This is a genomic window from Mesorhizobium sp. B2-4-15, assembly GCF_006658505.1.
GTDB lineage: Bacteria > Pseudomonadota > Alphaproteobacteria > Rhizobiales > Rhizobiaceae > Mesorhizobium.
The window spans coordinates 384,384-397,092 of sequence record NZ_VFUZ01000002.1 but is presented as its reverse complement, the minus strand read 5'-3'; the positions used below and the strand labels follow the sequence as shown (position 1 = coordinate 397,092).

11 protein-coding genes are annotated in these 12,709 nt (G+C 61.7%); 9 read left to right on the top strand and 2 right to left on the bottom strand.

The genetic code is table 11. From position 1 onward, the window contains the following. Positions 1 to 1,092: porin (locus tag FJ930_RS04205; protein WP_141835102.1), on the top strand; the 1,092-nt coding region annotated here is incomplete at its 5' end. Positions 1,093 to 1,992: 900 nt separating this feature from the next. On the opposite strand, the gene FJ930_RS04195 is transcribed toward FJ930_RS04205, so the two are convergent. Continuing rightward, positions 1,993 to 3,672: a sulfotransferase gene (locus FJ930_RS04195; protein WP_141835099.1), complete on the bottom strand. Its 1,680-nt coding sequence runs from the start codon at positions 3,670 to 3,672 to the stop codon at positions 1,993 to 1,995. A gap of 279 nt (positions 3,673 to 3,951) precedes the next feature. Between FJ930_RS04195 and FJ930_RS04190 the strand changes: the two genes are divergently transcribed. From FJ930_RS04190 to FJ930_RS04175, 4 genes are all read left to right on the top strand, one after another. After that, on the top strand, positions 3,952 to 5,064 hold the full coding sequence (locus FJ930_RS04190) for a pyridoxal phosphate-dependent aminotransferase (RefSeq protein WP_140749600.1): 1,113 nt from the start codon (positions 3,952 to 3,954) through the stop codon (positions 5,062 to 5,064). Positions 5,065 to 5,266: 202 nt separating this feature from the next. Beyond that, positions 5,267 to 5,551 (top strand): acylphosphatase, encoded by a 285-nt coding sequence (locus FJ930_RS04185; RefSeq protein WP_140749603.1) that lies wholly within the window; start codon positions 5,267 to 5,269, stop codon positions 5,549 to 5,551. 72 nt (positions 5,552 to 5,623) lie between these two features. Then, complete coding sequence (locus tag FJ930_RS04180) at positions 5,624 to 6,268, top strand: TetR/AcrR family transcriptional regulator (protein WP_140749606.1); 645 nt, start codon at positions 5,624 to 5,626, stop codon at positions 6,266 to 6,268. Next, on the top strand, positions 6,237 to 7,400 hold the full coding sequence (locus tag FJ930_RS04175) for an isovaleryl-CoA dehydrogenase (protein WP_141835095.1): 1,164 nt from the start codon (positions 6,237 to 6,239) through the stop codon (positions 7,398 to 7,400). Before FJ930_RS04180 ends, FJ930_RS04175 begins: the two co-directional genes overlap by 32 nt. 17 nt (positions 7,401 to 7,417) lie before the next feature. Here FJ930_RS04175 and FJ930_RS04170 read toward each other — a convergent pair whose 3' ends face one another. After that, positions 7,418 to 7,810 (bottom strand): hypothetical protein, encoded by a 393-nt coding sequence (locus FJ930_RS04170; protein WP_141835093.1) that lies wholly within the window; start codon positions 7,808 to 7,810, stop codon positions 7,418 to 7,420. Between the two features lie 244 nt (positions 7,811 to 8,054). Here FJ930_RS04170 and FJ930_RS04165 point away from each other — a divergent pair, with 244 nt between their 5' ends. From FJ930_RS04165 to FJ930_RS04150, 4 genes are all read left to right on the top strand, one after another. Next, positions 8,055 to 9,662 carry a carboxyl transferase domain-containing protein gene (locus FJ930_RS04165; protein WP_140749615.1) on the top strand — a complete coding sequence of 536 codons (1,608 nt, stop codon included), beginning with the start codon at positions 8,055 to 8,057 and terminating at the stop codon, positions 9,660 to 9,662. A gap of 1 nt (position 9,663) precedes the next feature. Then, positions 9,664 to 10,194 (top strand): O-acetyl-ADP-ribose deacetylase, encoded by a 531-nt coding sequence (locus FJ930_RS04160; protein WP_140749618.1) that lies wholly within the window; start codon positions 9,664 to 9,666, stop codon positions 10,192 to 10,194. A 120-nt stretch (positions 10,195 to 10,314) separates the two neighbouring features. Continuing rightward, complete coding sequence (locus FJ930_RS04155; RefSeq protein WP_181176580.1) at positions 10,315 to 10,689, top strand: hypothetical protein; 375 nt, start codon at positions 10,315 to 10,317, stop codon at positions 10,687 to 10,689. 49 nt (positions 10,690 to 10,738) lie between these two features. After that, positions 10,739 to 12,703 (top strand): acetyl/propionyl/methylcrotonyl-CoA carboxylase subunit alpha, encoded by a 1,965-nt coding sequence (locus FJ930_RS04150; protein WP_141835091.1) that lies wholly within the window; start codon positions 10,739 to 10,741, stop codon positions 12,701 to 12,703. The last annotated feature ends 6 nt before the right edge of the window (positions 12,704 to 12,709 follow it).

Here is a 12,709-nt window from a genome sequence, read left to right as displayed (position 1 = left end):
TCCGGTGCGCGCGCCGCCGACGCCGTCGTCGTCGCCGAGCCGGAACCCGCTGAATACGTCAAGATCTGCGATGTCTATGGCGCTGGCTACTTCTACATCCCCGGCACCGAAACCTGCCTGCGTATCGGCGGCTACGTCCGTTACCAGGCCAGCGCTGGCGAGCAAGGCTCGTTTGACGGGCGCACGGCTACTGACCATGAAGATGGCGGCGAGAACGACACCTGGTCCAAATATGCCCGCCTCTCGCTGAGGACCTGGACTGGCCAGGAAACCGAGCTTGGCACCCTGAAGACCTACACCGAGACCCGCTTCACATATAGCAACGGCTCATCAGGCACTTCGCTGAACTTTGCCTGGATTCAACTTGGCGGCCTCCGCGTCGGTGCTGACGAATCGGCCTTCGATACGTTCACTGGGTATGCCGGCAACGTTATCAACGACACGCTGGTTCCCTATGGTGGATTCGAAACCAATGTCATCCAGTACTACTTCGATGCCGGCAACGGGTTCTCGGCCGTGGTGTCGTTGGAACAGGGCTCCGACCAATCATCGGATAGCATCGATGTTCCTGACGCTACGATTGACAGCTATGTACCTAATGTCGTCGGCGGCGTGAAGTACACGCAGGGCTGGGGTTCGATCAGCGGCGTCGTGGCTTACGACAGCAACTACGAAGAAGTCGCCGGCAAGGTCCGTGTGGACGTGAACGTCAATGACGCGATCTCGCTGTTCGCCATGTTCGGCTACGGCTCGGACAACAACCTCAACGACCCGGCCAACGTGATTTCGGCGCATGGCCGCGGCTTCTACAAGCAGTGGGGCGGCAACTGGGCCTGGTGGGCCGGCGGCACGTACAAGTTCAACGAGAAGACCTCGTTCAACCTCCAGGTGTCGGGTGACGACGACAAGAACTACGGCGTTGCGGCGAACGTTGCCTACGACATCGTTAAAGGCTTCACGGTCACGGCCGAAGTTGACTACGACCACTATGGTCGCTTCGACGATCCGGCCAGCTTCACCAACGTCAACTGGACCGGCGCCGACAAGAAGAACAGCGTCGGCGGCATGCTCCGCTTCCAGCGCTCGTTCTAATCAGCAGCGTCTGACTGAAATCGAACCCGGCGGGCAACCGCCGGGTTTTTCATATTAGGTGACGCGATTATCTGATCGAGTCGTGCGAGCAGCAGTCCAGGGCTTCGTCACCCTAGCGCGGAGCGGTAGCGACGCGACTGCGCAGACCCGAGAGTTCATGCCGTGACCCGCGAGTGCAGCCGCGGCACGGGATATTGCGCGGCGCCCGAGGGACAGCCCCTCTGGCCTGCCCGCCCTCCGCAGCGGCGGCGCAGCTGCTGCGAGGGGTGTGAAGGAACTCGACGCAGGGTACCCGATTCTGGACCGCTCGACCCTTCGGCAAAGTCACAGGATCCAGGGTCTGCGCTCCGCTTGGGGTCCGGACTCGGCAGGGTAGCGACGGAGCAAAGGCCCGAAAAGAAGTTTCGCGCGAGCGCGGTTCTTGTAAGCCATCACGCAATCAGCAGCGTTGCCGGGCGTGAGGATGAACGCCCAAGGGCGGCAGGATTCGTCGACTATCGCGTGAATCTTGCTGTTTGGCCGCCTTTCGTGAGGTTGATCGCCTGAAAATCGGCCCTTTTTCCGCCGTGAACGCAACGGTGAACCTTTACACTGCTGGAATCCAAGGCCGCCTATTCAGGCGGATCGTCAGGCGAGGCAACGCTTTTGAATATATTTTGCCAAACGCCCCTCTCTCCACCGCGCAAAGCGGTTGTAGACCGTCTTGTGCGGACCATAGTCCTTCGGCAATCCTGCCAGCGGCAGCCCACTGCTCATCGTTGAACCAAAACAAGCTCGCATCCATCGCCTTGATCCCCCAACTTTCGATTAAGCCGTTGAATCAGATCAACCTTGTTTGGGTCTGGACCCTAGTCTAGGATGATGAAGCCATGGCGGTTGCGCCCCAACCGCAAATGTTTGTTAAACCTCAGCCAAATCTCCCAAAGCGTCGATCAACGGCTGAATCTCGCTTTCGTAATTCTTCCATCGCTTGACGGAGGACTTGTATATCGGCTGGCGAACCTGCCAGAGGCTGTAGGTATTTACCGAGCTATCCCTGTCAAAGAAGCGCAGGCAGGCGTTGTCCCATGGCAAGCCAAGATAATCTATGAGACGACGCGACTGCTCCTCTTGATTTTCAATCAACGTCTCATAGCGATTTTCAAAGATGCGACCCGGAAGAACCTTTGTCCAATGCCGCATCAGACGATCATACTCGCGGTAGTAAAGACCTAGTGTCTGAAGGTCGGCGCTGTAGCTGTGCGTTGTGCTGAATTGCAGAACAAAGCAGGAGACACAATTGTCGATGGCATCGCGACGACAATGAATGATGCGTGCATTGCTAAAAAGAATGCCGATCAGGCCGATCAGCTCGAAATTGTGGGGCATCTTGTCGACGATTCGAAGCGCGTCAGGCGCTCGCTGACGTAGATAGGCAAGATGTTCTGCTGCCAGCATCTTGGTCAGTTCGGGAGTAATCGTCGCGACCGATTTGCCGGGGTCTGTCTCGGAGCTGCCCTTGAGGCCGATCCCATTGGCCATTCGTCTGAGCTTGCTGAGCTCGCCGGCGCCATGAACATTGGGATGGCTGGCACAGATCTGTTCGGTCAGTGTCGTTCCCGAGCGAGGCATGCCGACAATGAATACAGGCACCTCCGACGGGCTGCCATGAGCCGCCATCGAGGCCACCATTTCCGGAGTGAAAGTTTCGATCACGGCATCCACCCACCGGCGGTAGTTTTCCAGATCGAATTTTTGGCCTCCGGCTTGATTTCCTTTCTTGAAGTGGTCCATCGCCTCCTTGTAATGACCGAGGTCGTTGAGCAGCTTTCCAGCCGCGTGATGGAGCATTGCCGCTCCTTCCGCTCCATGGGCCGGGTCTCGAAGTTCCGTCAGGATCGCCGTGAGTTCCGGCGGCTCTTCGGTGAATTTGCGCGTGTGTACAAGTGCGTTGTACGCGTTTGGCACGGCAATGCGCCTTTCTACTGCCTCTTTCAGATGAACCGCGGCTTCGTCCATACGACCGAGACTTGCGAGCGCGTGGGGCAGCCCCATCCGGGCGAGAGGATGATCTCGATTGATCTTGAGCGCCTTCTCGAAGAGCGGCAGCGCCATTTCTCCTTTGTCAAACGCATTGTAAGCATTACCCAAGGCACAAAGCGCTTCCACCAGATCCGGCTTCAATGCCAAGGCCTGCTGAATGTGCTTGATCGCCGGCGTAAATTCGCTGAGCTTCAAATAAATTTCGCCGAGGCTAAGGTGGTAGTAAGGGTTTCCAGGCTCTTCGCCGACCGCCCTGGCGAAATATCGCAAAGCTTTCTCGTCGTCGTGGCCGAGGCCGAGCGTTCCCAGGATATACAGAGCCAGCGGATGGTTCGGCGTGCGCGCCAACACGTGCTGGCAGAGTTCCTCTGCCTCAGCCAATCGTTCAGCTTTCTGTAGTTCTAGCGCCTGCCTCAGTGCCATATCGTCGGAATGGCCGCGAGCCGAACCGGCTATTGGCTGCCTTTGCGGTGGTGCAGTTTTCGGCGATACGACCTTGCGCGATGTAGACTGGGTTTTGAGGTGCTTTGCCCAAGCGGGCGGCAATCGATTGCTCATTGTATTTCGCTAGCAAAAGCGGCCGGAGGAATCCAGTCGGAGCATGCAGTTTGTGTCGCGGACGAGGCATCGCCCATGGCGAAAACGTATCGTCAGGTAGGCGCGGCAGCCACGTCTTGGGTTCCGTTCATCGAGACACGCCTAGGCAGCATTCGCCGAGCGCATCGACAGGCGGCGTAACCCCGTCAACAATGTCCATTTCCGCTTCTTAATGCAACTTGCACCCACCTTTCACTCACGCTAGCAAGAGGGCCCCTTTCTACGCGAGCTTTCCGTCCCATGCGTCAGCGCCCTACCCTCTCGCCGGTCATCGCCGCACTTCCGTCGACCGTGCCCTTTGTCGGCCCCGAAGCACAGGAGCGTGAGCGCGGGCGGGCTTTCCGCGCCCGTATCGGCGCCAATGAGAGCAGTTTTGGCCCTTCGCCGCGCGTCATCGCTCGCATGGAGAGGGTCGCGCGCGACCAGTGGATGTATTGTGACCCCGACAATTACGATCTCAAGGTGGCGGCTGCGGCGCATCACGATGTGGCGGTCGAGAACATCGTTGTCGGTGAAGGCATTGACGGATTGCTCAGCCTGGTGGCGCGCATGTATGTGGCGCCCGGCGACGCCGTGGTGACCTCGCTTGGCGCCTATCCGACCTTCAACTTCCATGTTGCCGGCGTCGGCGGACGGCTTGTCACCGTTCCCTACGAGAACGACCGCGAGAGCCTGGATGGCCTGCTCGCGGCGGTCGTCCGGGAAAAGGCGCCGCTGGTCTATCTGTCCAATCCCGACAATCCGATGGGCAGTTGGTGGGAAGCCGACGAGATCATCCGCTTCATCGAGGCGCTGCCGGAAACCACTATGCTGGTGCTCGACGAGGCCTATGGGGAACTGGGGCCTGCCTCGGCCTTGCCGCCGATCGATGTCTCGCGCCCGAACGTCATCCGCATGCGGACGTTTTCAAAGGCCTATGGGCTTGCCGGCATACGCTGCGGCTACGCCGTGGCCGAAGCCGAGGTCATCCGCGACTTCGAGAAGATCCGCAACCACTACGGTGTCAGCCGCATGGCGCAGATCGCCGGCGTCGAAGCGCTTGCCGACCAGGCCTATCTCGAGACGGTGGTGGCGCGGGTGGCTGCCGGGCGCCAACGCATCGCGGCGATCGCCGAGCAGAACGGCTTGAAGCCGCTTGCCTCGGCAACCAATTTCGTCACCATCGACTGCGGCCATGACGGCGCCTTCGCGCTGAAAGTGCTGCAGGGGCTGCTGTCGCGCGACGTCTTCATCCGCAAGCCGATGGCGCCAAGGCTCGACCGCTGCATCCGTGTCAGTGTCGGTCTCGACCACGAACTGGACATTTTCGCCGAGGAACTTCCCGGCGCGCTGGCGGCTGCGCGCGGAAACTAGCGCATCTCCAAGCTCTCGGAAGCGATCGCTGCGCCGAGCAGATGCCTGGCGCGTGCCGACACATACGATAGCTCAGCGGCTTCCCTGATGGCCGACCGGGCGGCCCGCCCGCGCTCCATGGCTCATTAATTTGATGGCCATGATCTCTTCAGCAGTTGCCTTCGTTCGATCCTGCGCCAGACTCTAGGCAAGGGAGCGAGCCATGGATGACCGGACAAGAGCAGTGCAGGCGCGCGTCCACGGCAAGGTGCAAGGTGTCGGCTACAGGATCTGGGCGCGAGGCGAAGCGAGTGGACTTGGGTTGATGGGCTGGGTACGCAACGAAAGAGACGGCTCGGTGACGGCGCGACTTTCCGGGGCTGACGCGGCGATCTCAGCCATGATCGAACGGCTTGGGCAAGGCCCGGCAGGCTCATCGGTCTCAAGGGTGGATGTGGAGGAACTCGAGAGTTGGACCGCGCCTGGAGATTTCAGGATCGTCGCATAGGCAGGGCCTAGGTTACAGGGCCTTGAATTAATTGAACGTTCGTTTTATTATTACCCCCTTGGCGAGGCAACTATGGCGCGCACCACAGGATCGGACGGCGAACGAACCGAGGCGGCAGTCCGCGAGGCGGCGGTCAATCTGATCGCGCGCTACGGCTATGAGGCGATGTCGATGCGCCAGCTGGCCGCCGAGGTCGGCGTGCAGGCCGCCGCGCTCTACCGCTATTTCCCGACCAAGGAAGACCTGCTGTTCACGCTGATGCGCGAGCATATGGAAGGGCTTCGCGAGGCTTGGGAAAACGCCAGGCCAGACCATGCCGATCCGACCGGGCAGCTTGCTGCCTATGTGCGCAATCACATCGCTTTCCACATCGAGCGCCGGCACGCCACGCATGTGTCGAACATGGAGTTGCGCAGCTTGTCGCCCGACAGGCTGACGCAGATCCTGCGCCTGCGCACAGCCTACGAAAAGGAGCTGCGCGCCATCCTGCGCGACGGCGCCGAGGCGGGCACCTTCAATGTCGAGGACACCGGCCTGACGGCCATGGCGCTGATCCAGATGATGACGGGCGTCATCGTCTGGTTTCGCCCGGGCGAGCGGCTATCGATCACTGAAGTGACGGCGACATATCTTTCAATGACAATGCGCCTGGTCGGCGCCAGGATCGGCGGTGCGGAGGAACGGCATGTATACGAACACGCTCGGCTTCGGGCATGACGAGGACATCGAAGCGCTGCGCGACATGGTGCGGCGCTTTGCCCAGGACAGGATCGCGCCTGTTGCCGCCGACATCGACCGGTCGAATGAATTCCCGGCGCATCTATGGCGCGAACTCGGCTCACTCGGCCTGCTCGGCATCACCGCCGACCCCGACTTCGGCGGCAGCGGCATGGGCTATCTCGCGCATGTGATCGCGGTCGAGGAGATTTCGCGGGCCTCGGCATCGGTCGGCCTGTCCTACGGCGCTCACTCCAATCTCTGCGTCAACCAGATCAACCGTTGGGCGACGTCGGCGCAGAAGGAAAAATTCCTGCCGGCGCTGTGCTCGGGCGAACGTGTCGGTGCGCTGGCGATGTCGGAATCCGGCGCCGGCTCCGACGTCGTCTCGCTCAAGCTGCGCGCCGAGAAGCGCAACGACCGCTATGTGCTCAACGGCACCAAGATGTGGATCACCAACGGTCCGGACGCTGAAACGCTGGTCGTCTACGCCAAGACCGATCCGGAACGGCAATCGCGCGGCATCACCGCCTTTATCGTCGAAAAGACGATGGCCGGATTCTCCGTGGCGCAAAAACTCGACAAGCTCGGCATGCGCGGCTCCAACACCGGAGAGCTCGTGTTCGAGAATGTCGAGGTTCCCTTCGACAATGTGCTGCACGAGGAAGGGCGCGGCGTCGAAGTGCTGATGTCGGGGCTCGATTATGAGCGCACCGTGCTCGCCGGCGGCCCGATCGGCCTGATGGCCGCGTGCCTGGACGTGGCTATCCCCTATGTGCAGGAGCGCAAGCAGTTCGGCCAGCCGATCGGCGAGTTCCAGCTGGTGCAAGGCAAGCTTGCCGACATGTACACGGTGATGAACGCCGCGCGCGCCTATGTCTATGCCGTGGCCGCGGCCTGCGACCGCGGCCAGACAACCCGCAAGGACGCCGCTGGCTGCGTGCTGTTCGCCGCCGAGAGGGCAACGCAGATGGCGCTCGACGCCATCCAGCTGCTGGGCGGCAATGGCTATATCAACGACTATCCGACGGGCCGCCTGCTGCGGGACGCCAAGCTCTACGAGATCGGCGCCGGCACCAGCGAAATCCGCCGCTGGCTGATCGGCCGCGAGATCATGGCGGAGGGGGTGTGATGTCCTCCTCCGCCACTTCAGCCGAATGCCTTGGGCAGCTCATCGGTTGGCTTGGCAACGATCTGGTACGGGTCGCGCCACAGAACCTCGCGCTGGCGCGCCGACGTGATCGAGCGCACCGGCAAGCCGCCCTCCTCGATCAACCAGGCGCAATAGCGTGCCCGGCTGATCGCTTCCCGGGCGTCCGGATGGAACCAGCAGATGCCCCAGATCGAGTTACGGCGCTTGAAGTGCCGGCCAACCCGGCCTGGAATAGGCAAATGTTGATTGAACCAGTCGAACTGACCCTGAAGTTCGTCATGAATCCAATCCGGGCAGCCGCTCCGGTGCAGATACCAGGACGCGTGGAAGAAGCCGGTCTCCACCCGGCTCTTCGGGTGGATCAGCGGCGTTACGAACCGCAAATACATTTTGACACCCACCGCGCCTCAAAGCGCGGTGTTCCTTTTGCTCAAACTCGGGACGTGGAAAGCCGCCCTTCGGCGGCGTCAGGCCATGGCCGAAGGGAGACATCTGGTGAAATGCAAAAGCATGCCTTTCATCGTCGCCTCCTGAGGGTGTCATTCATACAAAGGCTGCCACGCTTGGCACGCAGCATCCGGGCGCGGGCTGTTACACTGGTTCCGCAACGGCATCAAGGGGTGTGAGGACAACGTGGCTACATTGCAAACCCAGATTTCACCCTCTTCCGAAACCTTTCGCGCCAACGCCGAACGCATGCGCGAACTGGTCGCCGACATCGCCGAAAAAGCCACCGCCGTCGAACGCGGTGGCTCGGACGAGGCGCGCGAACGGCACATTTCCCGCGGCAAGCTGTTGCCTCGGGAACGTCTTGCTCAACTGCTCGATACCGGATCGCCCTTCCTCGAGATCGGGCAGTTCGCCGCGTGGTCGATGTATGGCGAGGACATTTCCTCGGCCGGCATGATCGCCGGCATCGGCCGCGTCGAAGGCACGGAGGTAATGGTCGTCGTCAACGATGCCACGGTGAAGGGCGGCACCTATTATCCGCTGACGGTGAAAAAGCATCTGCGCGCGCAGGAGATCGCGCTGCAGAACAATTTGCCCTGCATCTATCTGGTCGACAGCGGCGGCGCCAACCTGCCCAACCAGGACGAGGTGTTCCCCGACCGCGAGCATTTCGGCCGTATCTTCTACAACCAGGCCAATATGTCGGCGGCCGGCATCCCGCAGATCGCTTGCGTCATGGGTTCCTGCACGGCTGGCGGCGCCTATGTTCCGGCGATGTCGGACGAGACGATCATGGTGCGCAACCAGGCAACCATCTTCCTCGGCGGCCCGCCGCTGGTGAAGGCGGCGACCGGCGAGGACGTCAGCGCCGAGGATCTGGGCGGCGCCGACGTGCACACACGGCTTTCCGGCGTCGCCGACCATTACGCGATGGACGACGAACATGCCCTCGCCATCTGCCGTCGCATCATCAAGAACCTGAATCGGAACAAGGCCGTGAGCCTGAACTTACACAAACCAATTCCGCCACTTCATCCGACGGACGAGCTCTATGGCGTGGTGCCGACCGATCTGCGCCAGCCCTATGATGTGCGCGAGGTCATTGCCCGTCTTGTCGACGGCTCCGAATTCGACGAGTTCAAGCAGAATTACGGCACGACACTGATCACCGGCTTCGCCCATCTCCATGGCATGCCGGTCGGGATCCTCGCCAACAACGGCGTGCTGTTTTCCGAAAGCGCGCTGAAGGGCGCGCATTTCATCGAGCTGTGCTGCCAGCGCAGGATTCCGCTGGTCTTCCTGCAAAACATCACCGGCTTCATGGTCGGCAGGAAATACGAGGCTGGCGGAATCGCCAAGGACGGCGCCAAGCTGGTGATGGCGGTTGCCACCGCCAGCGTGCCAAAGGTGACCGTCATCATCGGCGGTTCGTTCGGCGCCGGCAATTACGGCATGTGCGGCCGCGCCTACTCGCCGCGTTTCCTGTGGATGTGGCCGAACGCCCGCATCTCGGTGATGGGGGGCGAACAGGCGGCAACCGTGCTCGCCATGGTCAGGCGCGAAGGCATCGAGCGCAAGGGGGGTGCATGGAGCGCGGAGGAAGAGACGAAGTTCAAGAAGCCGATCCTGATGAAATACGAGCATGAGGGCCATCCGCTCTACTCGTCCGCCCGCCTCTGGGACGACGGCATCATCGACCCGGCGAAGACGCGCGAAGTGCTGGCACTGAGCCTTTCCGCGGCACTCAACGCCGAAATCGAGGACACGCGCTTCGGCGTGTTCAGGATGTGAGATGAGGAAGGCGCTGGACAGGATCCGCATCCGCACCGGCGACATCACGAAGCTGGATGTCGACGCCATCGTCAATGCCGCCAATACCTCGCTTCTCGGTGGCGGTGGGGTCGATGGCGCCATTCACCGCGCGGCGGGCCGCGAGCTTGAATTCGAGTGCCGGATGCTGAACGGCTGCGACGTTGGCGACGCCAAGATCACCAAGGGTTATAAACTGCCGGCTCGGCATGTCATCCACACGGTCGGGCCAGTCTGGCAAGGCGGCGGCAAGGGTGAAGCCGAACTGCTGGCCTCCTGCTACCGGCGTTCGCTCGAAGTAGCCGTCGCCAATGACTGCCGCTCAGTGGCATTTCCAGCAATCTCGACTGGTGTCTACCGCTATCCGAAAGAGGCTGCGGCCGGAATCGCCGTCGATGTGGCCAGTGATTTCATCGAACGGAGCGCGGTTCCCGAAATCATTATTTTCTGCTGCTTCGACGAACCAATGGTAGAAATATACCGGCGGGCCCTTGCTGCATTTGGTGACAATTGAACTTTACAAGCCAGACTTTTCGTCCACTCACGACATTGCGATCCACCCCTGCGGAGCTGGTGGCATCGGAAAAAGTTCGCTATTGCTCATCCTGCACCTTGCAACTGGGATGGGGTAAAAATGAAACTGAAGTATTTTTGGAGGGTGTCCACCTCAATACTTTCAGCATTGCTTCTATTCGCGGCATCTGGCGTGAGCACGGCCGGATCGCTAGCGGGAAGCGAGGGAGACAAGCACTTCCCACCGACCTTGTCTGGAGATCCGAAGTCGCCATGCACAAAGGCCTACAAAGCCTATGTGGCGGCCAGTGGCCATTCCGCCTATGCCACCACACCATATTCAAGGGTGGTTTCACTGTACATCCTGTGCGGCGCGCGCCTGAATGCGCCATCGCAAAAGGTGGCGGAAGAGCTTGCCATGAAATCCTGCGTGGCCACGCGCGCGCACTACAAAGTAACGAATGGCGGCGCCTGCGAGATCGCCGCCTCGAAATAGGCGCGCGCCCACCAGCATGGCGCCGCCCGACGCAGATCCGGGAGGCTCCATGTTCAGCAAAATCCTGATCGCCAATCGGGGCGAGATCGCTTGCCGTGTCATCCGCACGGCCCGGAAGCTGGGCGTGCACACCGTCGCTGTCTATTCGGATGCCGACGCCAAGGCCCTGCATGTCGAGATGGCCGATGAGGCGGTTCATATCGGCCCCTCGCCCGTCGGCGACAGCTACCTGCGCGGCGACAGGATTGTCGCGGCGGCCCTGGCGATGGGCGCGCAGGCCATCCATCCCGGCTACGGCTTCCTGTCGGAAAACCCTGATTTCGTCGACCAGGTGGTTGCGGCGGGCCTCGCCTTCATCGGCCCGTCGGCGGCCTCGATACGCGCCATGGGGCTGAAGGACGCCGCCAAGCGGCTGATGGAGAAGGCCGGCGTTCCGGTCGTGCCGGGCTATCATGGCGAGGCGCAGGAAATCGTGCTGCTCGCCTCCAAGGCACGCGAGATCGGCTACCCCGTGCTGATCAAGGCGCGCGCGGGCGGCGGCGGCAAGGGCATGCGGCGCGTCGAGCATCCCGATGATTTCTCCGAGGCGCTGTCCAGCGCCCGGCGCGAGGCAAAGGCCGCTTTCGGCGACGACCGCGTTCTGGTCGAGAAGTATGTCGACAAGCCGCGGCACATCGAAGTGCAGGTTTTCGGCGATAACTTCGGCAATGCCGTGCATCTCTACGAACGCGACTGCTCGGCGCAGCGCCGCCACCAGAAGGTGATCGAGGAAGCGCCTGCCCCCGGCATGACGCCGGCATTGCGCAAGGCAATGACGGAAGCGGCGGTGAAAGCCGCCAAGGCGATCAACTATTCCGGCGCCGGCACCATCGAGTTCATCGTCGATGCCTCGCAAGGCCTGAAAGCCGATCGCTTCTGGTTCATGGAAATGAACACGCGCCTGCAGGTCGAGCACCCGGTCACCGAGATGGTGACGGGCACCGATCTGGTCGAGTGGCAGTTGCGGATCGCCAGCGGCGAAAAGCTGCCGAAGACACAGAGCGAGATTGCGCTTGCCGGCCATGCCTTCGAAGCGCGCATCTATGCGGAGGATGCGGCACGAGGGTTCCTGCCCGCGACGGGCACGCTGCATCATCTGAAGTTTCCCGAGGCGGCACCCGACGCGGCCACGATGCGCATCGAGACCGGCGTGCGGGCCGGCGATACGATCTCACCCTATTACGATCCGATGATCGCGAAGCTGATCGTCCATGCAAAGGACAGGCAAGCGGCGCTGGAAGCCCTCGGCGTGGCGCTGTCGCAGACCGAAATTGCCGGTTCCACCGTCAACACCGCCTTTCTTGCCGCCCTTGCCGCCGATCCGGATTTTTGTGCGGGCGATGTCGATACCGGCCTGATCGGCAGGCATCAGGATGCACTGACCGAGATCGCGTCGCCAACCAGCGCAATCATCTCGGCAGCCGCCCTCGCCGCCTCCGGTGCTGGGGCATTGCCGCCATCGAACGACCCTTGGTCGTCACTTTCCGGCTATGCACATTTCCATGTCGGGGCGCGGCGCATGCGGCTGAAATTCGGCGAGGACGATATTCTGGCCAAGGTTTCGGTGCGGGCGGACGGGCGCTTCCAGGTGGCGCTCGATGTACCCTATGACAGCGCCAATTCGCACGACCTGCGCGCCCTTCCTCGCCTCGCCCGCTGGCCTGGCCACGTCACCGTATTCGAAGGCGCTGTCGGCTATGCCTTCGCGGTGCCGGACCCCTTGGCCAAAAGCGATGACGCGGCAACCGCCTCCGGCAGCCTGCGCGCGCCGATGCCGGGTCTGATCAAGCTGGTGCGCGCGGCAAAGGGCGATACCGTGATCAAGGGGCAACCGCTGCTGGTCCTAGAGGCCATGAAGATGGAGCACACCATCGCCGCGCCGCATGACGGGGTGATCGCCGAGATCGCCACGGAAGGTGCACAGGTCACCGACGGGACGGTGCTTGTCCGCTTCGTCGAGGGCCAGAACGCGTAGGGCGCA

What these genes read in the sequence shown, in the direction of transcription:
- FJ930_RS04195 (WP_141835099.1), bottom strand. Translation starts at nt 3,672, where the DNA reads ATGAGCAATCGATTGCCGCCCGCTTGGGCAAAGCACCTCAAAACCCAG.
- FJ930_RS04190 (WP_140749600.1), top strand. Translation starts at nt 3,952, where the DNA reads ATGCGTCAGCGCCCTACCCTCTCGCCGGTCATCGCCGCACTTCCGTCG.
- FJ930_RS04185 (WP_140749603.1), top strand. Translation starts at nt 5,267, where the DNA reads ATGGATGACCGGACAAGAGCAGTGCAGGCGCGCGTCCACGGCAAGGTG.
- FJ930_RS04180 (WP_140749606.1), top strand. Translation starts at nt 5,624, where the DNA reads ATGGCGCGCACCACAGGATCGGACGGCGAACGAACCGAGGCGGCAGTC.
- FJ930_RS04175 (WP_141835095.1), top strand. Translation starts at nt 6,237, where the DNA reads ATGTATACGAACACGCTCGGCTTCGGGCATGACGAGGACATCGAAGCG.
- FJ930_RS04170 (WP_141835093.1), bottom strand. Translation starts at nt 7,810, where the DNA reads ATGTATTTGCGGTTCGTAACGCCGCTGATCCACCCGAAGAGCCGGGTG.
- FJ930_RS04160 (WP_140749618.1), top strand. Translation starts at nt 9,664, where the DNA reads ATGAGGAAGGCGCTGGACAGGATCCGCATCCGCACCGGCGACATCACG.
- FJ930_RS04155 (WP_181176580.1), top strand. Translation starts at nt 10,315, where the DNA reads ATGAAACTGAAGTATTTTTGGAGGGTGTCCACCTCAATACTTTCAGCA.
- FJ930_RS04150 (WP_141835091.1), top strand. Translation starts at nt 10,739, where the DNA reads ATGTTCAGCAAAATCCTGATCGCCAATCGGGGCGAGATCGCTTGCCGT.